15 protein-coding genes and 2 pseudogenes are annotated in these 24,840 nt (G+C 39.1%); 1 reads left to right on the top strand and 16 read right to left on the bottom strand.

The genetic code is table 11. From position 1 onward, the window contains the following. Positions 1-131 precede the first annotated feature (131 nt). Positions 132-1,223: a zinc-binding dehydrogenase gene (locus tag M2306_RS03935; RefSeq protein ID WP_259188087.1), complete on the top strand. Its 1,092-nt coding sequence runs from the start codon at positions 132-134 to the stop codon at positions 1,221-1,223. Between the two features lie 90 nt (positions 1,224-1,313). Here the strand turns inward: M2306_RS03935 and M2306_RS03930 are convergent, their stop codons facing one another. The 16 genes and pseudogenes from M2306_RS03930 to M2306_RS03855 all read right to left on the bottom strand — a co-directional run bounded on the left by M2306_RS03930 (position 1,314) and on the right by M2306_RS03855 (position 24,828). Further along, on the bottom strand, positions 1,314-4,148 hold the full coding sequence (locus tag M2306_RS03930) for a TonB-dependent receptor (RefSeq protein ID WP_259188086.1): 2,835 nt from the start codon (positions 4,146-4,148) through the stop codon (positions 1,314-1,316). Positions 4,149-4,532: 384 nt separating this feature from the next. Next, positions 4,533-5,387: an alpha/beta hydrolase gene (locus M2306_RS03925; protein WP_259188085.1), complete on the bottom strand. Its 855-nt coding sequence runs from the start codon at positions 5,385-5,387 to the stop codon at positions 4,533-4,535. Between the two features lie 186 nt (positions 5,388-5,573). Beyond that, complete coding sequence (locus M2306_RS03920; RefSeq protein ID WP_259188084.1) at positions 5,574-6,188, bottom strand: DUF417 family protein; 615 nt, start codon at positions 6,186-6,188, stop codon at positions 5,574-5,576. Positions 6,189-6,249: 61 nt separating this feature from the next. Continuing rightward, complete coding sequence (locus tag M2306_RS03915) at positions 6,250-7,077, bottom strand: helix-turn-helix domain-containing protein (RefSeq protein ID WP_259188082.1); 828 nt, start codon at positions 7,075-7,077, stop codon at positions 6,250-6,252. Positions 7,078-7,171: 94 nt separating this feature from the next. Next, positions 7,172-8,383, bottom strand: coding sequence for a serine hydrolase domain-containing protein (locus M2306_RS03910; protein WP_259188081.1), 1,212 nt, complete (start codon positions 8,381-8,383; stop codon positions 7,172-7,174). A gap of 76 nt (positions 8,384-8,459) precedes the next feature. Next, on the bottom strand, positions 8,460-10,166 hold the full coding sequence (locus tag M2306_RS03905; RefSeq protein WP_259188080.1) for a sensor histidine kinase: 1,707 nt from the start codon (positions 10,164-10,166) through the stop codon (positions 8,460-8,462). Further along, positions 10,163-11,294: pseudogene (locus M2306_RS03900) on the bottom strand (sensor protein KdpD). Before M2306_RS03900 ends, M2306_RS03905 begins: the two are co-directional and overlap by 4 nt. Then, on the bottom strand, positions 11,295-12,386 hold the full coding sequence (locus M2306_RS03895; RefSeq protein WP_259188077.1) for a porin: 1,092 nt from the start codon (positions 12,384-12,386) through the stop codon (positions 11,295-11,297). Position 12,387: 1 nt separating this feature from the next. Then, positions 12,388-12,948, bottom strand: a complete 561-nt coding sequence (kdpC, locus tag M2306_RS03890; RefSeq protein ID WP_115090581.1) for a potassium-transporting ATPase subunit KdpC — start codon at positions 12,946-12,948, stop codon at positions 12,388-12,390. Positions 12,949-12,952: 4 nt separating this feature from the next. Beyond that, positions 12,953-14,971, bottom strand: coding sequence for a potassium-transporting ATPase subunit KdpB (gene kdpB, locus M2306_RS03885; protein WP_115090582.1), 2,019 nt, complete (start codon positions 14,969-14,971; stop codon positions 12,953-12,955). A gap of 3 nt (positions 14,972-14,974) precedes the next feature. Continuing rightward, complete coding sequence (gene kdpA, locus M2306_RS03880; RefSeq protein WP_259188074.1) at positions 14,975-16,669, bottom strand: potassium-transporting ATPase subunit KdpA; 1,695 nt, start codon at positions 16,667-16,669, stop codon at positions 14,975-14,977. A gap of 114 nt (positions 16,670-16,783) precedes the next feature. Beyond that, positions 16,784-16,861: a K(+)-transporting ATPase subunit F gene (kdpF, locus tag M2306_RS03875; protein WP_081474131.1), complete on the bottom strand. Its 78-nt coding sequence runs from the start codon at positions 16,859-16,861 to the stop codon at positions 16,784-16,786. 437 nt (positions 16,862-17,298) lie between these two features. After that, positions 17,299-18,649: pseudogene (locus M2306_RS03870) on the bottom strand (sigma-54-dependent transcriptional regulator). A 249-nt stretch (positions 18,650-18,898) separates the two neighbouring features. After that, on the bottom strand, positions 18,899-20,236 hold the full coding sequence (locus M2306_RS03865; protein ID WP_259188069.1) for an alkaline phosphatase family protein: 1,338 nt from the start codon (positions 20,234-20,236) through the stop codon (positions 18,899-18,901). A 10-nt stretch (positions 20,237-20,246) separates the two neighbouring features. Then, positions 20,247-21,665: a tetratricopeptide repeat protein gene (locus M2306_RS03860; protein ID WP_259188067.1), complete on the bottom strand. Its 1,419-nt coding sequence runs from the start codon at positions 21,663-21,665 to the stop codon at positions 20,247-20,249. A gap of 10 nt (positions 21,666-21,675) precedes the next feature. Further along, positions 21,676-24,828: a TonB-dependent receptor domain-containing protein gene (locus M2306_RS03855; protein WP_259188065.1), complete on the bottom strand. Its 3,153-nt coding sequence runs from the start codon at positions 24,826-24,828 to the stop codon at positions 21,676-21,678. Between the last annotated feature and the right edge of the window lie 12 nt (positions 24,829-24,840).

Raw genomic sequence — 24,840 nt, 5'->3', positions numbered from 1 at the left:
TCAAAGGAATTACCTTTACAACAGTAGTAAACACATCAAAATAAAGGGTTCTAATTTAACTAGCCTCCTTTAACGAACAAAGTGTTTTTACGCTCATTCCAAAAATAAAAATATTTACAAATAGTAAAATTATGATACTAAAAAATGCAACAGCCCTCGTTTTTGATAGTACATCAAAAACATTTGAATCCAAAGCGGTCGCACTCGAAAAAGCGGAAGAAGGAGAAACAGTCGTCGCTATTCTGTATACAACCATCTGCACCAGTGATTTACACACGTATTGTGGCAGAAGACCTTTGGACTCTCCTACTATCTTAGGCCACGAGATTGTCGGAAAAATTGTACATCTGCCTACAACGAATACCAAAGACTACACAAATCAAGAACTCGCCCTTGGTGATTGGGTTACTTGGTGTGTATATGCTTATGAAGCAGATGATCCTATGGTTCAGAAAGGTTATCCTCAAAAATCCACTTCCCTTTACAAATATGGACATCATCCTTTTCATCATCAGGAGCTAAACGGTGGTTTTGCTACACATTGCGTCCTAAAAAAAGGGACTGCCATCTTCAAACTAGATCCCCGATTAAGCCTAAAGGAAATTGCTCCGCTGAACTGCACCCATGCTACTATTGCAGGTGGTATTCGACTAGCGGGTTCTTTAATCAACCAAACCGTACTGATTTACGGCGCAGGCATGTTAGGCCTTTCTGCTGCTGCCATGATATCAACTTTAGGTGCCAAGCAAGTCATTCTTTGTGACCTAAATAGAGAGCGACTTGTGTTAGCAAAAAAATTTGGAGCAGACCTCATTCTAGACAGTCAATTAACAACGGTAGAAAAGAAGCAAATACTTTTGGAATCCAACCTATCCCTTGATGTTGTCATTGACACAACAGGTATTCCCGCAGTAATGGAAGAAGGCATTGAGCTTCTTTCTATTGGTGGAATAAGTGTATGGATAGGCGCAGTGTTCAATCAACCGCCAACTTCTATTAACGCAGAAATGGTTGTTCGAAAACTATTAACCATCAAAGGATTACACAATTATATTCCTGAGGATTTAGCCACAGCCATTCAATTTTTAACCCGCTATCACACCCGTTTTCCTTTTGAAGACTTGGTCAGTGCTGAATTTCAACTCAAAGATTTAGCAGATGCCTTTGAAACAGCTTCCGCAGGAGAGCATTACAGGGTTGGTATTACTCCCACTTCCCATTAAAAAAAGACCTGATTCACTAGTGAATCAGGTCTTTTTCTTATTCCTTTTTTATTCCTTTTTTATTCTTTTCTTATTCTTTTCTTGTTTCATTTACAATTCCCATTTCAAGCCCAGCATTCCTTTCACCCCGTAGTATTCCACTTGTAAAGGGCGACTTGAATCACCGTAATAATATTCTAATTTAGAATTTAACAGGTTATTTGCTTCCACAAAAACAGTAAAATTCTTACTTAATTTATAGGTAATATTGGCATCTAATGTTGCGTAATTGCCATAATACACATCATCTCTTGACAAGCCACTCGCTCCGTGTTCTGTAATATATTTTCCTTTAAAATTATAAGCAGCACGCACATTTAACCCTCCTTTTTCGTAATACAATTGAGCGTTAAACAAGTGTTTCGCTTGACGCGGTAGAGCGGTAACTCCTGCTCTGGAAGGAATTTTCATTTCTGATTTTGTAAAAGTATAATTTGCTTGTATTCCAAATCCACTCCAAAAACCAGGCAAGAAATCAAATCTCTTATTTCCACTAATTTCTGCTCCCAATAACCAAGCATTATCTCCATTTCTAGGCTGAGCCATTTCAACCCCACTGATTCCGTTATACGTTCCTTGTTCAGCATTGACAAAAATAGGATCTGTAATTTGCTTGTAAAATACCCCACCAGCGATTACATCTAATTCCCCAAAATAGTGTTCTGCCATTACATCAAAATTATACGCATAAGTAGGATTTACTGATGGATTCCCTCCTATGTATTGATTATCTGCTGCCAAATACGTTCCTCCAGGCGCCAAATATCCAAAATCAGGACGTGTAAATGTTCGAGTCATGGCTAAACGCAAATTAGTATTGTCGTCCATGGTGTATTTCAAGTGCAACATCGGCAACAAAGACAAATATTTCTTTCGATCCTTTACTTTTGTAAGCTCACCCTCTGTTTGCCCTTCTTCTTGTTGGTAATTATACCCTTCAATCGTTGTATTCGTATGCGTTGCTCTTAATCCCCCCAAGAACGTTAACTGTTCATTGATTTGATAAGTCACCATTCCATAAGCTGACGTATGTTGCTCTCTTACTGTAAAATTACGCCCCAGTCCGCGTCCTGCAGCTAGTATTTCCGAGTCTCCTTTCAGTAGAGCTAAATCACCATTAAAGAAGTGATTGTAGTAAAAATCTTTCATCCCTTCTTTAGACAAAACTGGTCCGAAGCTACTACCAATAGTTGTATTTATCGGCTTTAAGTAGTCTGCAGCCCCAGGTTGACCAACCAAATACGGCTGCTGATCGGCTAAAACAGGAGTGCTTTGTGTGCCTGCCCATCCGTAAAATTCATCAGCGAACACCGCAGATCTTTCTTTATCTACGAATTTAGCCCCGAACTTCCATTTCAACTGATTGGCAGATTCCCACTCGTAATTTACTGAAGCAACGATATTATCCCTTTCTTTCACCCCTACTTTGTAGAGTTGAAAGTTTGTGAATTTCATTTTAGTAGGATCCTCCACAAAAGCAGTATCTCCTAGATAGTCAAAAACATTATGCTCATTCAAAGCTCCTTGATCCGCCCCCCAATACGCACGCATCCCATTTCCTCTATCTTCTAACAAATCGGCATTAAAAGGAACTTGATCCTGGGTATACATCATTGCTAAGTAACTGTGATTCGCTTTATCCGGAATATTACCATAGTAAAACTCTGTACGGTAATGCCCTAAACTCCAATCCATTTTACCTTTCGTCCCTTGATGCTCTCCTCCCACTTCTCCTCCATAAAAATCAAAATTCAAATCATTGACAATATTTTGTAACTCGATGCGACCTGTATTTGTTGCTGCATTAAATTTATCAAATCGAATGCGTCTTTTATAGTGCAACTCTTTATCTAGCAATTTTCCATAATTCAAACGAGCAAATAATTTTGAATTTTCACTGAGCTTATACTCCAATCCCGTATTGAACCCCGTGGTTTGACGTTCTCCAGTATAATCTCTTAATTCCAAACGATATACCCCTTCATCTCCTGAGCGCCTAGCTTCAAAGTTATCGGTGGCCCAATTTCGATTCCATCGCGATGCATTGACAATGTAGCCAAACTTGCCATTTTTTGAACGATCACCTACTGTAAAACTTCCACTATACACGCCTTTATCCGCCAGTTGATTATACCCCATTCCGGCCGAAGCATGTAACGTAAAACTAGCTGGAGCTGTTTTAGTGATGAAATTCACACTTCCACCTAAAGCATCGCCATCAATATCAGGAGTTAATGCCTTAAAAACCTCAACATAACCAATAATTTCTGTAGGAAAAAAATCAAAAGCAGTTGCTCTACTTGCTCCTTCATCCGCTGCTGTAGGCAGTCGATGTCCATTCATCGTAGTAGAATTCCACTCTGCAGGTAAACCGCGAACAGCAACATAACGTCCTTCCCCTTGATCGCGTTCAATAGAAACCCCAGGAATACGCTGCACTGTCTCCGCTGCATTTCGATCTGGCAGTTTTCCAATCCCATCCGAAGCAACGACATTAACCAAGTTAATGGAATTCTTCTGCATGTTGATTGCTTTTGCTTCACTTAATCGCTTTGCAGACGTAATCACAATTTCCTCCAAATTACCACTAGACGCATTCATTTGAAAGGTATAGTTCTCTTGTTGTATCAAATCGACTACTTCGTGCTTATCGTTGTAACTAAAATACTTAAGTAGAACTTCATACTGTTTTGCATCCAAATCCTGAAAGGAGAAATAACCATTCAAATCTGTAGCCGTATGTTTATTCTCCTCTACGAGTGCCACAACAACACCCGGCAAAGGTTCGGTTCCATCTACTACTCTTCCTTTTAGTGTCTTATTCTGAGCGAATATCACCACTGCGCTCAAAGATAAAATTAGACATAGGGTAAACTTTGTATTCATAGTATCGTTTTATTTTTAGTAATTAACGATACAAAACTGAAAATAATTTTTACTATTTGTCACTATTTTACATTAACAAAATTTTATCTATTCATAAATAAAATCAGTAAAAAAGCCCACAACATGACTAAATTGTTATAAAACAGTATCTTAAAGATAAAACAGAGGAAATTCAGGAAAACACAAAGTATTACAAAGAGTTAAAATAAAACCTTTAGTTAAAAAAGTTTACTATTTGTAAAATATAAAAATTAAATATAGTGGAGTATATAAATAACAAAAAGTGGAAAGTTCACCTTACTCATACTATTTTCTTCAAATGAAATGTGTCGTGTTTCTGGATACTAAAAATCAGACTAAAAGAGTACGGCCTAGTCTTTCCTTCTATTTCTTGCCATACAATGTTTTCAATGTTCGGGTTAACGATGCCCCAATGACAGAAGTATGTGTTTCTTCGTCAAATACTTTGGTTGTAATCAACATCTTTGGATTTTCCATTCGATAGCGTTCAATAACCTTTAAAAAGGACTGTGTTGATGAGATGATGAGTTCTGGCTCTAAAGCCCCATACGAAACAAATACATTCGCTTTTACATCTTTATTGGCTTGAAAAGCAAGCTCCACATCTTTTATTAACTCGTTGTTATTCCAAAATAACGAAGGGCTATTTACCCCATATTTATTAAATAAATCTTGCCCATGAATGAGACTATAAACAACAAAAAGCCCGCCAACCGAATGGCCTACTATACCTCTATCCGCCGTTGTTTTATACGTGCGATCAATAAACGGAAGGATATCCTCTCGCATCCCCTGTAAAAATTCGTTGGCTTTACCTGTTGTAACCTCACCGATAGAAACACCTAATCCATTTGCTATTTCTTGATCTACTTGAGGATCATTGGATGGACTAAAATCAACCATTCTACTTTTATACCAAGTGGATTGTGTTTGGTCTCTATCTCCTATTGCAACAATAATAACGTCTTCAATTTCTTGACTAGCTTCTAATAGTTTTGAAAAAGAAGATACTAAAGGATAAGCATAATAGGCATCTAATACAAACAGCACAGGATAACGCGTTTGGTCTTCTTTGGTGTAACTCGAAGGTAAAGAAACATATACTTGATATTCTTTCTTACTTGCGGTAGTTTTAACGACATGTCCTTTCATCGTAAGATCCTGCGCCAAGCCATTCGCTAAAAAGAAAAAGAAGAAAAGGGATATATAAAGTTTCATCCTATCAAATGTTTTATTTTAAATTACCTAGGTAAAACAATTCCTTCTTTTACCTATATATTCAAATATACTTTAATTTATTCCTATCAAAATCATATTGTGCGATTATTATTCCACTTAATAACAATTACCTAATTTAACTTAACCAACAACAAAAAAACGAAGCCATCAGCTTCGTTTTTTTTATTATTTACCCTTCTGTTTGTCTTTCAGCATTCTACTTGCTCCATCCGAAACTAGCAATAAACCACCAGTGAGCATGATAACATCCTTAAGCACCAATCGGCCTGCACCGGATAAATAAGGGAAACCAAAATTTGGTGTAGGAAAATCGCCTCCTAAATTAGGGACATAGACTTCTGGGGTCGTTAAAAGAAAAGTAAGTGTCACCAAAGACATCCCTACCGTTAATATAGCACCTAGTAACCCTATTTTGGGTGACCATATTCCTAAGAACACCAAAATACCAATCGCACAAATAACAATCCCCAATCCATATGAAAAAAGATAGGTTCCATTTTGTGTATGCCAATCTACATTTTGTTTTACTGTTTTTCCCTCTGGGTTTTTATGCAACGTATAGGCGGCTACTTCCTTTCCTTCCTCTGTCAATACCCGATCATTGGCGTGTTGGTAGAAGAAACTCATCAAAGGGCTATTAGCGACAAAGGGCACAATGCCATCCGCTTCATACTGAAAGCCTTTTAAACCGCCAATCCACACCATAACGAGACAGATAGCGATTCTCAATACATTAAAAAATTGTTTTTGTAAATCTGCAGCAACTTGAAGTATGTTCATCTTGTTTTTTTATCCAAAAATACGCGGGTAATTTCGCTGACAACATGGACAAAATAGCCTATTACCTAGACTTTTTTGCTACGATAGAAAGGCCTACTTCTTTGCGAAATTGGCTGGGGGATAATCCCACTGCTTTTTTAAAATACCGACTAAAATAAAATTCATCTTCAAACCCCAAAGCAGCGGCAATTTCCTTCATGGATTTTGTTGTCAAATGCAGGAGTTTTTTCGCCTCCAATACGATTCGCTCTTGAATCAATTGCGTTGGTGTTTTGCCGTATATTTTTTTAATTTTCTTGCTAAAACTAGCGAGGGAAATACCATTTAATTCCGCGTAGTATACCACCGATTTATGTTGGGCAAAAGATTGTTCCAACTGATGCTTGAATTGAAGTTGATCTTCTTCCAATTGATAATCCCATTGATGTAATTCGAGCTGTTTTTCTCTATTCACCAAGGCTAAAATTAGCTGTAGATAAGATTTTAAAATGGATACATTATACGATTGACTGCTATCTTCGACTTCTTCAATTTTAGTATATAAGGAGCGAATTTCGTCGAAAAACGAATCAGAAACACGAACAAAAGGAGCGTGATAGATGTTATTGAATAGAATTCCATTGCACGCTACTTCTTCTTTATGGTATTCAATACAGTAAAAGTCGCCGTGAAAGCGCAAGACGATTGCCTGATGTGAATTAACTTCCAACCACTCCAACTGCTGAAAAGGCGACATAAATAAAATCGTCTTTCCTTGACAGCGATATTGCTTCTCATCAAGGGTAAACGCAAAGTCTCCATCGAGTAACAAGATATCGTAATAAGGATGCCTTATAGGATCTAATTCACTTGCGTGACTATAGTTTTGAATCTTAACAGTATCAGTCAAAATGCTTGGTTTTTCATGCTAAAAATACATTCCTTATTGGTCATTTCCAATAGAAATAACCGTTTACCGTTAGAATAACATGGTTTTGTTATCGTTAATTCAGCTTGGGATATACGATTAAGGCGGTTTCTATTTGATTATATAGATTCATCCAATCCTCTTGAGCTGCTTCTGCGGTATTATTCATAATGATAATCATACCGTAGTTGGAATCTTGACAGATTAAAATTCCACTTTGCACGCCATTTGATGTTCCTGTTTTGCCGTGGTAAGCTCCTTCCTTCTGACCATATCCCACATCCCATAAGTAGCCTTTATCATCTCCTTCTTCTTCCTCTTTAAATAGTAAACGAGAAGATTCTCCAATAAGCGGATGATTGCTTTCTAGTTGAAATTGCATGAAAGTACTCAAATCAGGTAACGTACTAATCATCCCATGAGACCCTCCCAATAATGGATTTTTCAACCAAGGTGCAACTTTGCCTTCTTCATCAAAGCTAACAGCTAGATCTTTTTTATGTTTCTCGTATTCATACAGATAAGTATGCTGCAAATCAAGCGTATCTAAAAAATCCTGGAGTATTTCTTTATATGGTTTTTGATAAACCTGTTCCATAATGTACGCCATCAATTCAGGACCAACCGAATTGTATTCATAGACTGTTCCTGGTTTCTTATTTAGCTTTGCGGTTTGTAATTCTTGCAGTAAATCAGTCATGGTATAATCAAAGGTTTTATCTTGATAATCTCCCTTTCGTACGCCCTGATAAATCTGATCTAATTTTGGCGGTGCTTTCTTTTGAAATCCCAACGTATGAGTCAATAAATTTTTAATGGTAATGGGCGTTCCTTCATATTGCAGATTAGCATAATCCCCTGGCAAATAGAGCCTGATATCATCCTGTAGATTTAGCTTTTTCTCCACCACAGCCTTTGCTACCATTGATCCCAAAAAGACCTTCGATATGGAGGCAATTTCATAGAGTGTATGGGGTGTTGGTTTTTGGTTGGTTACTGAATCCAGTGCGCCATAATATTGTTGATAGACTTCTCCATCTCTATATACAGCAATTGCCAACGCATTTATATTTCCTTGTTGTAATGCATTAGCAGCATATTGATCGACTAATTGACTTAACGCTATAAAAGACGGGCTCTTCTCTTTTTTCTTTGGCTGTTTATCATTTTCGACCTGTTTGGTTACAGTTACATCCGCTACTGCATTCCATCTTTGATACAGCACAACAGCACCTCCAGCGAGGGCAAGTACTAAAAAAGCTAAGGCTACCTGTATTTTATTTTTCATCTTTTAAATATACACTATTCAAAGGCATAAATTTTACATCTTTTCTTATTATTTAGCTATTTTCTCACCTCTTTTACTAGTACAACAATAAAACGAATTCACTTCCCACGCCATACTCACTATGTACTGTGATAGTCCCTTGCTGTGCTTCTATAATTTCTTTGCTAATAGCTAAACCTAACCCTGTACCTTCTTTATGGGTGCCTGGTACTCTAAAGTAACGATCAAATACCTTGTTTAAATATTCGGGCGGAATCCCCATTCCTTCGTCTTTCACCTTAATTGTGGTTCCTTGTTCCTGTTGTTCTACAGTGATTTGTACTACTGACGATTCATGGGAGTAATTAATGGCATTGGCAATCAGGTTGGTCAATACCCAGGTTGTTTTTTCTCCATCTACTTCGACAGGTTGCAAAACTTCGGGAAGATTCACTTCGAGTGTAATTCTTTTTTGTTCGGCTTGACTGTGATTAGCTTCTACGGCGTCTTGTACCATCTCACTAACTAAACACGATTGCTTATTCATCGCAATCTTACCACTTTCTATTTGCGTCAGATTCAACAACTCCGAAGTAATTTTCAACAATCGTCCTGCATCATCCTGAATACTGTCAATCAGCGTATTCTGCTCTTCATTCAATGCACCTATTCGCTCATTTTTCAACAATTGCAAACTCATTTTCATCGAAGATATAGGCGTTTTAAACTCATGAGAAACTGTGGCGATAAATCGAGTCTTTGCTGCATCAAGTTCTTTAAATTCGGTAATATTTTTCAAGATAATAACATGCCCTACCAGCTCTTTGTGTTCTTCTCCTGTTGGGGTAATTTCAATGGGCAAGAATTGCTTGTCAAAATAGTTTTCTTTGTCGTTGTGGATAATTTTGAGTGGTTCTTTTTCGACTTGTTCTAGACTCATCTCCTTCAGTAATAATCGCATTAAATCATTGTACAACGCGAGATCCTTACTGTTTTTCCCAACCATTTCATCCTCTCCTAATCCTAGCACTTTACAAGCTTCTTCATTGACAAATATCACTTGCATATTCTCATCTAAACCGATGACAACGTCGGACATATTGTTGATTAAAGCTTCAATTCTCTTTTTCTGACGCATCAATTTAGCCAAATGACTGCTGTTGTATTCTTCTAACTTTTGAGCCATGGTATTAAAGGATTGAGCCAAGGCTCCAAACTCGTCATCTTTATCTAAAAAAACGCGTTCTTTATAATTGCTACTGGCAATTTGTTTAATACTGGCGGTCAGCTTCTGAATGGGATCTGCAATATTGGAAGGCAGGTTAATCAACAAGCCTAAAGCAATGACAAAACAGGCAGTCCCTGCAATAGCAATCCAGATGGTTGCTTGCACCGCTGTTTTATTGGCCAACTCACTCTTCAGCGCAATTGCCTGCATATTCATCTCCATCACTTCAATCAACCATTCCCTAATTTGCACAACATCCTCCTGACGTTGTCCGTTTTTCTTATAGGTTTCAAAATAGTTGCGCAACGTACTATTCATTTCCTTTTCACCAACTTCAGTTGCATTCCCTTCTTGATTTTTCAATTGTTCTTCAAACTGAGCCAAACGACCATCCCCCGACTTATCTAATGCACGTAACATACTTTTGGCATATAACAGTGAATTGTAATTGTCGTGTAGGATATTGCGTGTATCAAGCTTTAAAAAGTGAATGTATACCGCTCCTATTCCCCCTAAAAAAATAATTAGCGTGAATAAAAGGCCTAAACCTAACGTTAGTTTTGTTTTAATTCTCATTTCGAAAAAATTATAATATCAATGGGTAAAGAAGTCAACTTCTTCAACAACTGATTGAATACATTAGTGGCTAAAATAATCTGGTATAAACGCAATCGAGGTTTTCCAATACAGATTGTTGTGACCTGCCGTTGTTCTACCTGTACCATAATAGCCTTAGCAATATTAGGATGCTCACTTTTAATAATTTCCCGCGCCTAATTCAGTAGCTAATTTAAAATTATTAATCAAATGTCGCTGCTTGTCTAGGGCAATTTTATCTGGGTGCTCTTTGGGCGTTTGTACATAGAGCACATACCATTTTGAATTGAGGTAACTGGCTAAGCGTGCTGTTTTTCGAATTACATTTTTGGCGTGTTTATCGTTCGAGCTGATGCAAGCCATAAATCGACTTGGTTTGGCCGATACGGACATACTCACCTCGGAAGCTACTTTATTCTCCACATGAGAGGCTACTTCTTTTAAAGCTAGCTCGCGCAATTGAAGAATATTCGATGATGTAAAGAAATTTTGCAAAGCTGCCGGTACTTTAGCGGGAGGGTAAATCTTTCCTTCTTTTAATCGCTCAATCAAATCATCTGCGGTAAGGTCGATATTAACAACCTCATCCGCCTCTTGTAGGACCTTATCCGGGACGCGTTCCATCACATCTATGAACGTAATGTCTTTCACTGCATTATTTAAACTTTCAATATGTTGGATATTTAAGGCAGATATCACATTGATTCCTGCCTCTAATATTTCCATTACATCTTGCCAGCGTTTTGCATTTTTACTTCCTGCAATGTTGGAATGCGCCAATTCATCAATAATAACGATTTCAGGATGTTCTTTTAAAATGGCTTCCAAGTCTAATTCTTCTACCATTTTCCCTTTATAAAAGACCTCTTTTCGAGGAATAAGAGGCAATCCTTCTAAAAGCGCATGAGTCTCTTGGCGGTTGTGTGTTTCGATGAATCCCAACTTGACATCGATGCCATTGCGTTGTAAATCTCTCGCTTCCATCAGCATGCGATAGGTTTTACCTACACCGGCACTCATCCCAATATATACCTTAAACTTTCCTCGTTTAGCACGACGAATAAGCGCTAAAAAATCTTCTGCACTTTGACGCGTTTCTCTTTCCATCTATAAATGAATTGCGATACTACTTCCTATAACCGTTTGTCCCGATACGGCGTGATCATTTCTACTAAACACTGCATCTTTACTGTTAAACGATCGGGCTTCTATTCTCCATAATACCTCTTTTGTAATTTGATAATCCACATTAACTGAATACCCCCAAGTTTGAAAACCATGCGCTGTATCCGTTGGTATAATTACCCCTTCTTTATCTCCGTAGTATTCTACTCTTGCCGCCACACGCCAAGCATCACTGATTTTATACTGCCCCATAATCAATGGGGCATACCACGTGTTATAGGCCTTACTGTGTTTTTCCTTTTGTTGCATGCCTATATCAAAACCGGCAAGTAACTTCAACTGTTCGTTGAACTGATACGCAACATATAAGTTGTGAAAATAACGCATCTTGCGCTCCACATCGGGGGTATCACTGCCAATAAAAGAACTACTATTTAAGGTCCATGCGGCATTGGGTGTGTAAGTCAATTGGTGTCCTATGGCTAGTGTTGAATTGCCTTCTGGGCGCTGTATACGTTGCCACCCATTCATAACGTTTACCGCTAGCATCCACTTTTGATTGGGTGTACTATACGACAATTTTACAGCCGATGAGAAATAGGGCGAATTCTCCGCCATCATACTGCGGGTCATCGTCATGATATCCGCTCCTATATTGCTTTCAAATCCAATATGGGAAGGCATAATACCAACGTCCAACCACAGCGCTTGTGTCGGGGATAACTTCACCCCTACATTGGCTTCATATATATTTTTTAATCCTTCGGGTTCGTTGGCTAGATTTGATTTCACATAGGTTCCCGCCATCAAAGCTAAGTTGGCTCTCACCCTTTCTTTGGTATAGCTCAATTTGGCCATGCCAAAATTCAAGTTCACCTCATTATGTCGATTATAGGAATACAAAAAATTGTTCAACTGCCCCGATTGGGATTGATTGAAGTCGTACATATAATACAATTCGCCATAAGCTTGTACCTGGATGTCGTCCATCCATTTGCGTTCTTGTGCTTGTACGGATGAAAAAGCAAGTGCGCCGATGACTAGCGCACCCACCAAAGAAAATCTCTTTTTCATGTTATTGTAAAGCATCTAATGCCATATTCAGTGCTAAAACATTGACCGTTTGTGGCCCGAATACACCTAACAACGGATGCTGTGTTTGCGCTGTAACCAATTGTTCCAAACGACTAGCTTCTATCCCTCTATGTACCGCAACACGCGCTATTTGCACACGTGCAGCTTGAACTGAAATATGGGGGTCTAATCCACTACCACTAGCGGTAACTAAATCCACGGGAATCTCTTCTTTTTGAACGGTTGGATTCAGTCTACTAAAATCCGCTATGCGTTGCTCTACTTCTGCAAGATATGCTGCATTCGTAGCGGCTTTATTACTTGCTCCAGAACCTGCTGCATTGTAATCGACAGCAGAAGGACGCGACCAGAAATACGCCTCTGTCGTAAAGGATTGCCCAATATTGGTATACTGTTTTCCTTTGTTTGATTCCACAATAAATCCTTCTCCCGCATTTGGGGCAACTTGAGCAATTCCCCATAAAACTAAGGGGTAAATTCCTCCTAACAACACGAATAAAACGGTTGTTAATATAATAGAGGGTATAAGCGTTTTTTTCATTTGTTTAGTACATAAATAGTGAGACAAAAAGGTCGATGAGTTTGATCCCGATAAAGGGTACAATTACACCACCTAAGCCATAAATTAATAAGTTGCGACGCAATAAAGCGCTGGCTCCAATAGGTTTATAAGCGACTCCTCTTAAAGCCAGTGGAATTAAGCATGGAATAATGATAGCATTAAAAATCACAGCAGATAGTATGGCACTCTCAGGGCTGTATAAATGCATAATGTTTAATCCTTGCAAAGCGGGAATTGCCGTAATGAATAAGGCGGGGATAATGGCAAAATACTTCGCTACGTCATTGGCAATACTAAACGTAGTCAAGGTACCGCGAGTCATCAACAATTGCTTACCAATTTCTACCACTTCGATGAGTTTGGTTGGGTCATTGTCGAGATCCACCATATTACCCGCTTCTTTTGCTGCTTGTGTTCCGCTATTCATTGCTACCCCAACATTTGCTTGTGCTAAGGCTGGAGCATCATTGGTCCCATCCCCCATCATCGCCACCAATCTACCTTCTGCTTGTTCGCGTTTGATGTAGTTCATCTTGTCTTCGGGTTTTGCTTCCGCGATAAAATCGTCTACCCCTGCAGCTGTTGCAATGTATTTTGCGGTCATGGGATTATCCCCTGTTACCATTACCGTTTTGATTCCCATTTTTCTCAATCGCGCAAAACGCTCTTGAATTCCCGGTTTAATAACGTCTTGCAATTCTACAACGCCCAGTACTTGCTCATTTTGAGCCACAACCAAAGGCGTACCTCCATTTTCTGCAACCTTGCGGACACAATCTGCAACCGCTGAAGGAAATTCATTTCCTGCCTGTATACAAATGCTTTTGATGGCATCTACAGCACCTTTTCGAATGCGTACCTCATCATAATCAATACCAGAGCTTCTTGTTTCGGCAGTAAAGGAAATAAAACGCGGGTTGTTTACTGTAAAATCCGTTGGGTCTACACGAGCCAATTCAATAATAGACTTTCCTTCTGGTGTAGCATCACGAAGGGAACTCAATACTGCTGCTTTGATCAATACACTTTTATCTACATCTGGAGCGGGATGAAAATGCGTTGCTTTTCGGTTTCCAATCGTAATGGTTCCTGTTTTATCTAATAGTAAAACATCAATGTCTCCTGCCGTTTCAACTGCTTTACCGCTTTTGGTAATTACATTCGCTCTCAAGGCTCTGTCCATTCCTGCAATACCAATCGCCGATAGTAACCCCCCAATCGTTGTGGGAATTAAACACACATAAAGTGAAATCAATGCTCCAATACTAAGCGCAACATTGGCAAAATCAGCAAAGGGTTTTAACGTGATAATCACAATAGTAAACACCAAGGTAAAACCAGCTAATAAAATAGTTAGCGCGATTTCATTGGGCGATTTTTGTCTGTTGGCTCCTTCTACTAAAGCAATCATTTTATCTAAGAAGCTCTCTCCTGCTTGTGCGGTTACTCGTACTTTAATGCGATCAGACAATACCTTTGTTCCGCCAGTTACCGCACTTTTATCTCCTCCTGCCTCTCTGATGACGGGTGCGCTTTCTCCTGTTATGGCGCTTTCATCAATCGTTGCCAAGCCTTCGATAATTTCACCATCTGCTGGAATTATATCTCCTGCCACGCAGCTATACACCATGCCTTTTAAAAGGGTTGATGAAGATACTTTTGTTCCATCTTCTAATGTAGCAGGAGTTTCCTCTCTGGTTTTGCGCAAACTATCTGCTTGTGCTTTTCCTCTTGCTTCCGCAATTGCTTCTGCAAAATTGGCGAACAATAGGGTGATAAATAACAAGAAGAATAAAATCACATTGTATCCCAAACTCCCTTGACTTTCTTCTCCAAATAAAATCCAGATACAAACGCCAAGCATAATAATCGTTCCGATTTCTACGGTAAACATCACGGGGTTTCGAAACAAGGTTCTTGGATCTAATTTCTTAAAAGCTTCTTTACTTGCTTTTAGTACGACCTCTTTTTGAAAAAGAGCTTGATTATGTTGAATTGCCATTTTTTATAAACTTAGTATTGTAAAGTAATCTGCAATAGGGCCTAATGTTAACACGGGGAAGAAAGCTAGCGCCGCTACAATTAAAATAACAGTGAATACAATCATTCCAAATGTTGTTGTATCTGTGGCTAGCGTTCCTGCACTTTCTGGTACATAGCGTTTTTGTGCTAGGCAACCCGCTAAAGCTACTGGTCCAATGATGGGTAAGAAACGCCCCAACAGCAATATAATCCCCGTAGAGAAGTTCCACCAAGGCGTATTGTCTCCTAATCCTTCAAATCCACTTCCATTGTTTGCGGCTGAGGACGTATACTCATAGAGTATTTCACTGAATCCATGGAAGGAAGGGTTGTTTAAAGTATCCTTTGTAAATTCGGGGAAAGCCGCACCTAAAGCGGTACTACTTAAAATTAAGAAAGGGTGTATTAAAGCGATAACCATCGCAATTTTCATTTCTTTTGCTTCAATCTTTTTACCAAATAGTTCTGGCGTTCTGCCGACCATTAATCCACTGATAAATACTGCTAATACGATAAAAACAAAGAAATTTAAGATGCCAACACCTACCCCGCCATAAAAGGCATTAATCATCATGGCGAGCAATTGATTCATTCCCGATAACGGCATGGTACTATCGTGCATTGAGTTGACAGATCCGGTCGAGATTACTGTTGTTACAATGCTCCAAAACCCCGAAGCTGCGGCACCGATTCGCACTTCTTTTCCTTCCATTGCTCCTAGGCTATTGTCAATTCCCATGGCTGTAATATTGGGGTTTCCATTGGCTTCCATTACCACGTTTGGAATCGCCAAACACAAAAACCCTAGTGTCATTACCCCAAACATCATCCAAGAAAATCGCTTGCGGTTGATGTAATAACCAAAAGCAAAGATCATGGCTAAGGGAATAATCAACTGTGCAATCATCTCCACCATATTGGTCAAGTAAGTCGGATTTTCAAAAGGGTGTGCTGAATTTGTTCCGAAGAAACCGCCTCCATTTGTCCCCAAGTGTTTGATAGCGATGAATGCAGCTGCAGGACCGCGGGATACTTCTACTTGCTGTCCTTCTAAGGTGGTGATGGTATCTTTCCCTTCAAATGTCATAGGAGTACCTTGAAAGATCAAGATAGCGGCTACAATCACACTCAAGGGCAATAAAATACGCGTAATTGACTTCACAAAGTACACATAAAAATTCCCCAACAAAGTGGTGGTTTTGTTTCTAAATGCTTCAAATAAAGCTACTGCTGCTGCCATACCTGTGGCCGCACTCACAAATTGCAAAAACATCAACGCCAATTGAGCCAAATACGTTACTCCTGTTTCTCCTGCATAGTGTTGTAAGTTACAGTTGACGAGGAAAGAGATGGCGGTATTAAACGCTAAATCAGGCGACATACTCGGATTCTGGTCTGGATTGAGGGGTAATGATCCTTGCGTCAGTAGCAAAATAAAGGCCACGACAAACCACACGGCATTCAGCGTCAATAAAGCGACTAAATGTCGCTTCCAGTTCATCCCTTCTTCTGGATTAATTCGACTACTCTTATAGCAGAACTGCTCTAAGGGTGACATGATTGTATCTAAAAAGGTTGGCTGTCCTGCATAAACCTTTGCTATATATTTCCCTAAGGGAAAGGAGATTCCGATGGCCACTAAAAAGGTGACAAGGATTCCGATTATTTCTGTATTCATTTTAATTAATCAATTAATAATAAAATCTGATGAATGAGGTATACCATACCGTATACCATCGTAAAGATTAGTAGGGTTAGACCTACTTCTTTCACAGTCTCTTTCAAGCTATTTTTAAAACTTTTCGGGCTTGAGTAGGACATAGCACAAATAAGCAAATACTGCCAACGCAATAAGGAACAATAAAATCATGGGGCTAATAAATTATAGATTATCAAAAAATTGAATGGCTTTGTAAAACAAGACAAAGCACACAACGCCTAAAAGGATACACGCTAAAATGGTCATGGATTTGTTTTTAAATTAGAGTAAACTTGTGATTGATTACGTGAAGTGCGCATTCTGTGTTGTGTAGTCGCTTTGGACTACGCCTGCTTTGTACTGCATATTGTGCTTTCATGATGTATTATTTTGCCTAGGTATAAGCGAATGCCGTACCAGCTTTTACACCAAAAACCTAACTACATATAAATCAACATCTTATAAAAAAAGGTAGCAACTGGCACAAAATAAACCCTATCGTTTTGATAGGGTTTGTGTCGTTCAACCCTATCAAAACGATAGGGTGAAGTTGAGGTATAAACGAAAAAAGCTCCCGTATTGGGAGCTTTTCTAGTATTATTTCAATCTTACATCAAGTTGTATTCTGTCATTTTACGGTATAAGGTTGTTAGGGCAATGCCCAACAAATTCTGCTGTTTTGGTTTTATTGCCCTTGGTGTGTTGCAATACTTTTTGAATATGCAGTTTTTCTACCGTAGCCAAATCTAAAGCAACAAGGCCTTCTCCTGCTGTTTGGGATTTTTGTTGCACCTCATAAGGCAAGTCATCCAGTTGTAGGGCCGTATGTGTACACAGAATAACGGCGCGTTCCATGGCATTGCGCAATTCTCGAATATTACCTGGCCAGGTATATCGTTTCATTGCTTCTAAGGCTTCATTTGAGATGGTTTGCACCATACTGTGCTGTGCGGCTGCAAATTGTTTGCAAAAGCGCATCGCTAACAAGGGAATATCCTCTTCGCGTTCTCTTAAAGCAGGCAGGCTAATCTCAAATACAGAAACACGATAGTACAGATCTTCTCTAAAGTGCCCTTCTTTTATTTCTTTTTCTAAATCTCTATTGGTAGCCGCAATAATGCGTACTTCTACTTTCGTTGGTTTTGTTTCTCCAATTTTTAAAAACTCTCCCGTTTCTACCACGCGAAGTAATTTTGCTTGAAGCTCGATGGGCATCTCTCCTATTTCATCGAGGAAGATTGTTCCTTGATGCGCTTCTTCAAATAATCCTTTTTGATCTTTTGTCGCATTGGTAAAAGATCCTGATTTATGTCCAAATAGTTCACTTTCCAATAAATCTTTGCTAAACGCGGAGCAGTTAATGGCGACAAAATTATGGTTTGCTCTTGTACTTGCTTGATGTATCCCTTGGGCAAACACCTCTTTTCCTGTTCCTGTTTCTCCTGTCAACAATACTGTTGCATTCGTTGGAGCTACGCGCTTTGCCAAATGAATCGCCCCCATAAACGCTTGAGATTTGCCAATCACTTGATCAAATCCTGTGGTTTCTTCGATACGATCTACTTTATTTTGCTCCAAACTGCGATTGACAGCCACTCGCTCTAAGGCGCGATACAACAAGGGAAGTATTTTATTGTTATCATCCCCTTTTGTGATATAATCAAAGGCTCCATTCTTCATTGCTTGTACGCCATCTGGAATATTGCCATAAGCGGTCAATAAAATAATCTCTACCGTTGGATGCGTTACCTTTACTTGTTCGACAAAAGCAACACCATTCCCATCAGGTAACTTCACATCGCATAATACCACATCAATTGGCAGTTGGGCCAATTTCTTAGCAGCAACTTTTAGATTTTCTGCTTGGTGAACCTCAAATCCCTCCAACTCAATAATACGAGATAATAACTTGCGCAATTTCTCTTCATCATCGACCACTAAAATTTTCTGTAGTGCCATTTGCTTTGTTTAATAAGAATAGGCTAAAGGTATAAAATAAATGATGGAATTATTTTCCCCCTTCCACGAATCTATCGTCAATTCTTTTTCTCACATCTTCCTCACTCTTCCCTTATTTCCTCATCACTTCTTCCTCGCTTCTTCCTCAAGTTCGAACTACCCTATAAGTGGGTATACAAACAGCTGAAAATAAAAAAAGAGTGAAGATTACTGCTCCACTCTTTTCCAGTTAAAATACAATTACTTCCCTTATTTTTTTGATTCATTTTTTTTTGATTCAAAAAGAGGCAGGTACATGCCTTCCGCTTCTTCCATTTCAAATTGCAATACCTTGCTAATGAGTACGGGAATATCTTCTAAATTCAGTTCATCAATTACTAATCCCGCTTTCAGACCTGGACCATAAGCCACAAAACCGGTGTAAATCTCATGGAAATTCGGATAATATCCGTGTTTTCCACCTTTACTTGGGGTAACGATTTCTCCCGTTGATTGATTCGAAAACGCATAACCTAATTTTCCTGATAAGGCCAACTTCGCCTTTGTTTCTCCTCCTCTAGCGCGAATCAAAGATTCATCAATACGTTCAAACATGGCCTGATAGCGTTCTGGCAGTTTGCGAATGAGTTGACTCACCTCTTCTACAATCTTTTGATCCTTGGGGTTTTTCACTTGCAATACTGCACTTCCTCCTGTTGAAAAGAAAAAAGCACGATCCAATAGTCCCGCTTCTTTAAGCCAGATATTGGGTGCAATACTAAAATCTGTAGATACAAATCCGTGATCTCCCGTTACAAGTAAGAGCGTTTCCTTCTCTAATCCGGCCTGAACCACTGCATCCCAAATATTTCCTATTGCTTTATCCGCACCAGCAATTGCACGAACTACTTCTTCTCCTTCTCTACCTTCACTGTGTTGTGCACCGTCAGTATTTGGCAAATGTAGCGTTAGCAAATTGGGTTTATACGTTTTGATGAGGTAAGCAGCACTACGTCCTAGATTTTCATCCATTGCTAGACTACTTAAATTCAATTGATTGTAGTGAATTTGCCCCAATGCCTGCGTCATCACCTCATCAAACAACCCTTTCGGTGTGGCGTATAATTTGGTTGGTGTAATGCGATCCATTGGACGTTCAAAATCCCATATTTCTGGTAGATTATAATCAATAAACGTATTGTGTAACGTAATTGGCCAAGAAACCGAAGCCGTAATCAGTCCCTTTGCTTTTGCTTTTTCCCAAATTGTGGGTACTTTAATGTCTTTACTATCGTAAATCCATTCCCCAGGTTGACCATTTTCGCCTACGGTTGTATTGTAGTATACGCCGTGCTTATGTGGGAGCGTTCCTGTTGACAAGGTTGTATGGGAAGGATAGGTAACAGAAGGAAAAATAGTACGCACCCCATTCGCCGATACTCCTTTTTTTGCCATTTGTTTTAAATTGGGCGTTCCCCATTGTTCTTCTTGGTAAAATTCAGGACGGAATCCATCAATACTCACTAAGATGACGTGTTTAATTTCCTGTGCCCAGCTGGTGCATACCCATACACAGCTCAAGCCTATACTTAAAATTACTTTTCTCATTGTTCACTTATTATTTAAATAAAGGCATGATGTATGGGCTATTCTTATGCGTAACCAATACCTTATTCATGTCGTATTTCATCGTTACAGTTCCCGTTGTTGTATCCGTTGTAAAATCATCCATCCCAGCCTTTGCCGGAATAAAATCAGGAATCAACGCTTTGGTATATTCCGCAGAAACATGGGCATTGTTTCCCGCTTCAATTTGCGAAATAGGAAATTTGATTCCCAAATCGGCCAAACGACGTCCCTCACTGATGAAGATTTCTTGGCGCAACAAATAAATCGTATACAGCAACTCATCTGCGGTAGTGATTGATTCAATATCAGCTTTTGTTACCTTGGTTCCCGATACTTTACTCACCAGTACTTTTCCTTTTTGACGATCCAGTACATATCCTTCTTTTTCCGGTGCGTTTACATCAAAGCGAACCTTTACTTCTTTCAACGGATAATCTGGGCGGATTCCTCCATTTCTCGTTTCTCTTTTGTCATCTACTAATTCCGTTGGTCGAGAAGCAACCAAGTCCAACAGCTGGTACAACTGGTGTTTACTTCCTGCTATATCTTGGGTTGCTAAAGCAATTTCAGCTAATATTAAATATCCTTCCTCTCCTTTAGCCAGTGCTAGTGATTTCTGATCATTTTGTGGGGTTCCCACCGAGAAAAACTTCGGATCGAGGTAATCTAAACGAGGCAATGGAGCTAAGCGATTCGGCAAGGCATCATACGTTGCATTTTGCATTTCATTTGGCACGCTGTTTTTACCGTCAAACTGAATGTTGTACAGTAAGTTTGGCGTAGCGATAGCCATCTCTGCATATTGTTTAGCTTGTGCTTTATTGCCCAAGCGGTAATTGGCACGTGCAATAAACAAGGCGTAGGCATTTTTACTGTCTGCTTTAGTTTCTAATTCATACGCCTTTGTAAAATGTTCAACGGCTTTTTTCAACATGTCTTGGGCTGTAATAACAGGACCTAAGTTCGATTCAGGTAACCCCAGAAATAGCTCTCCCCCTAATAGATTGGCATACCCCTTACAGAAATTCATATAGGCAATATCCGTTTCGGTCAAGGTTGGATCTTTTGGTAAAACAACTTCCAATCCATAAGTAGCCATTTCGCGCAACGCTTGGATACTCGCTTGTAAATTATTGACGTCAGGATCAAAATAATCAATTTGAGGTTGATCAAATACTTTCGAATATTGGGTGTAATTATTGAAGTAATTGTCAGAGGTGATTTCTGCATTAATGACGATAATATTAGTGGTTAAGGCCATTTGTTTTTGCAATCCAATCACCCAGCTCTGTCCTGCATTGGGTTTATTTAGATAGTTGTCTTCCGTTACATAGGGATTATCCACACAACTTACCGTTGTTAGAGCTAGAGTAAAAACAACACTTAAAGCGATACTTATTTTTTTCATGATGGTCGACTTAGAAATTAATTTTAATAGATCCTAAAAACTGTCTTGGTGCGGAGTACGTTGCATAGGCAATTCCTCCTGTTGATGCCCCGCCTTGTCCTTGAGCAGCACCACTGATGGTTGCTTCAGGATCAAAAGATGAAGCAGTAAAATTGAATGGATTTGCAACAGTAAATCCAAAGGTGATGGATTGATATAAACTCGGATTCGCTGGTCTTAAATAGTAGGATAATCCGATGGTTCTAATTTTGAGGTAATCTGTTTTTTCTACAAAGCGATTGGTTAAGTTCAACCAATTGGTTCTTCCGTTTTTATCGATTTCTTCTTTTGGTACAAAATCATCCGATGCTCCGTAATTGTATCTAAACTGGGCATCCCAATTGGCAGCATATCCTCCCGTTTGGTAATTGGCATTTGCAAATAAACTCCAGTTTTTATAGCGTAAATTCAAACCAATATTACCAAATACTTCTGGAATTGTACTTCCTAAATACGCTTGTGGAATAGTTTCTTTTAACGTTCCATCCTCTCCTATTACTCCATAGTTTCCACGGATAAATCCAACGGGTCTTCCTTCTTCCACTACTGTTTGTAATGTTCTAGAACTGAATCCATTGATATTAAAAGCAGGCGCACCACCTGTACTTAACACTTTGTTTTTTAACGTATTGACAGATCCTGTAAGCGAAACATTCCAGTCTTGTGTCTGTACAACTTCCAACGCAAAGTTCATCTCAAATCCTTTGTTCTCAATTTCTCCTATGTTGTACAATTGGCTTTTCGTATATCCACTAGAAGGTGCTGGTGGTACATAGAACAAGGCGTCTTTGGTTTTAGAGTAATAATACCCCACAGATAAAGTCAAGCGGTTATTCCAAAATGAAGCGTCAATTCCCGTTTCCCATGTATGTGTTTTCTCTGGGCGTAAGTCATCATTACCTGGTTGGCTAAAACGCGTAGCTTGTTCACCAAGGTATCCATCAAAAGCGACTGTTTTTTCATTGGCATAAGCAGGAGGTAAATTACCCGCTACCCCATAACTTCCCCTCAATCGCAAGGTATTCACCAGTGGATTGGCAAACCAACTTTCTTGCGACATCATATACGATACCCCTACTTTAGGATAGTACTGTACCCCAATATTCTTTCCGAATGAAGGGTTACGGTCCCCACGTACCCCCACATCCAAAAACAACTTATCTTTATATCCTACGTTTTCCGAAAGATAAAATCCATAGTTCAATACTTCACTGATGTATTCATCACTGGTGCGAATAGCAGCTTCTGAGATTGAATAGGCTCCATCTCGGATATTGCGCCCTTCAATCAACGTTTGATTATCTGAATTTCTAAACAATTGTCCTCCTACGGTTGTAATGAAAGAGAAATCTCCAACATTAATATTGTGTTGCCCGTTGAACTCTACGGTCAATCCTAAATATTTACGCTGTATTTTCTGAATACTCCCCTGATCTTTAATCAATTGCCCTTTCGTGGCTGTCAAGTACTCATTGGTCTCTATATTCTCTTGATCTTGAATACGATAATCTAATCCTCCTACTAATTTAAAGGATAGGTTCTCCAAAGGATTGTACTTGAATTGTTGTGAAGTTGTAAATCGATTCACTGTAATGTTGTTGTCTTGTAATCGCTCTGCATTATTCACAAACTCTTTCATCACGGCAAATTCCTCATCCGTCAGTTCATTTAGGCGATTTTTAAAACCTGGTCCTGTTATTTTAGAAGCCCCATCTTCTGCAAACCACAATCCCGTATACCCGCCTTGGTTTCCATTTCGGTTTCGTTTATAGGCATTGTGAACATACATGAATGAACTTTCATAGGTTACATCTTCTGAAAGCTTAGCATGAAATCCTGAGCTTAAATCAAATTTTTGATTTTCATTTTGCTTGTGTATTTGTACCCCTGATGAGTTTTGGTAGCTTGTTGAGAAATTATAACCGAAACCACTATCTGATTCTCCATTGAGGTTTAAGCGATATTTTTGATAAAATCCATTTTCAAACAACAAGTCTTTTGTGCGGTCAAAATACAAGAAATCTGTCGTTGGTGTTTCTACTCCCATTTCTGTAAATACATTGACATAGGTTCCAGGCATTCCTCTCTTTTTGGTAAAGATTTGGATTACCCCATTGGCTGCATCAGATCCGTATAACGTTGTGGCTGCTCCTCCATTGATAAACTCAATCTTTTCGATGTTATCCATGGGAATATCTGCAATCGAACTCATCGAAGCTCCTTGTGCACTTCCACCAAGAGAAGCACGGGTATTGTTGTTATCCAAGCGTACTCCATCCACATAAATAATGGGCGTACTACTTAAAAAAGCCGAATTCACACCACGAGAGCGAATCAATGAAGTAGATCCCGCTTGTCCTCCTGTTAGGTTGATTTGTGCATTGGGAAGTTTCGTTGCCAATAATTGATCTACTCGCTGTGCTGGAATTTTTTCTAACTCACTCGCTTTGATCACGGTTACATTATTGGCTAAACGCTTTTTCTGTACATCGGCTCCTTGTCCCGTCACAACAATTTCACTTAACATTTGATTGTCTTCTTCCAACTTCACTAAAATATTCAGGTTGTTTTTCGAAAAACTCAAATCTTTGGTTTTATATCCCATAAAGGAGAAAGAAAGCGTAATGGGCGCTTTGGTTACCGTCAGCGTAAACTGTCCATCTAGATCGGTTACTGCAATGAATTCATTGTCTTTATCGCGTACATTGGCGCCAATAATAGGCAGGCCATCTTGATCGACTACTTTTCCTTTGAATTCAAGGATGCGCTCTTGTACTTGTGTATTGGGTTTCACAAGAATCTGATTGCCTTGAGCCTGAAAGGATACATTGGCCTTAGCAGCAATATGGTGAAGTAACGTTTCTAACGAATCGTATTCTGTTGTAAATTCATAGCTTTTACTAACCGGAATATCGGCAGCAATATAGACAAAGTGTTGCTGGGTTTGCGCTTCTACTTGCTCAAATACCTGTTTGAGTGTTGCTTGATTTTGGGTTAATTTTAATTTAGACGTTTTCTTTACTTGCCCCTGTAATTGCTCGTTTGGGACGGCAGATAAGGAGGAGGCTTGTGTTGCTATACTAGCTAAAGTTAAGGTGGCTAGCAAGACGCTTTTTTTCATCATGGTGTAGGTTAT

Origin of the sequence: Myroides gitamensis, assembly GCF_029894455.1 — a bacterium.
Taxonomy (GTDB): domain Bacteria; phylum Bacteroidota; class Bacteroidia; order Flavobacteriales; family Flavobacteriaceae; genus Flavobacterium; species Flavobacterium odoratum.
This window is presented reverse-complemented; position numbering and strand designations above follow the sequence as displayed.

Coding starts and splice junctions, on each gene's coding strand:
- M2306_RS03935 (WP_259188087.1), top strand. CDS start 132: ATGATACTAAAAAATGCAACAGCCCTCGTTTTTGATAGTACATCAAAA.
- M2306_RS03930 (WP_259188086.1), bottom strand. CDS start 4,148: ATGAATACAAAGTTTACCCTATGTCTAATTTTATCTTTGAGCGCAGTG.
- M2306_RS03925 (WP_259188085.1), bottom strand. CDS start 5,387: ATGAAACTTTATATATCCCTTTTCTTCTTTTTCTTTTTAGCGAATGGC.
- M2306_RS03920 (WP_259188084.1), bottom strand. CDS start 6,188: ATGAACATACTTCAAGTTGCTGCAGATTTACAAAAACAATTTTTTAAT.
- M2306_RS03910 (WP_259188081.1), bottom strand. CDS start 8,383: ATGAAAAATAAAATACAGGTAGCCTTAGCTTTTTTAGTACTTGCCCTC.
- M2306_RS03905 (WP_259188080.1), bottom strand. CDS start 10,166: ATGAGAATTAAAACAAAACTAACGTTAGGTTTAGGCCTTTTATTCACG.
- M2306_RS03895 (WP_259188077.1), bottom strand. CDS start 12,386: ATGAAAAAGAGATTTTCTTTGGTGGGTGCGCTAGTCATCGGCGCACTT.
- kdpC (WP_115090581.1), bottom strand. CDS start 12,948: ATGAAAAAAACGCTTATACCCTCTATTATATTAACAACCGTTTTATTC.
- kdpB (WP_115090582.1), bottom strand. CDS start 14,971: ATGGCAATTCAACATAATCAAGCTCTTTTTCAAAAAGAGGTCGTACTA.
- kdpA (WP_259188074.1), bottom strand. CDS start 16,669: ATGAATACAGAAATAATCGGAATCCTTGTCACCTTTTTAGTGGCCATC.
- kdpF (WP_081474131.1), bottom strand. CDS start 16,861: ATGATTTTATTGTTCCTTATTGCGTTGGCAGTATTTGCTTATTTGTGC.
- M2306_RS03865 (WP_259188069.1), bottom strand. CDS start 20,236: ATGAGAAAAGTAATTTTAAGTATAGGCTTGAGCTGTGTATGGGTATGC.
- M2306_RS03860 (WP_259188067.1), bottom strand. CDS start 21,665: ATGAAAAAAATAAGTATCGCTTTAAGTGTTGTTTTTACTCTAGCTCTA.
- M2306_RS03855 (WP_259188065.1), bottom strand. CDS start 24,828: ATGATGAAAAAAAGCGTCTTGCTAGCCACCTTAACTTTAGCTAGTATA.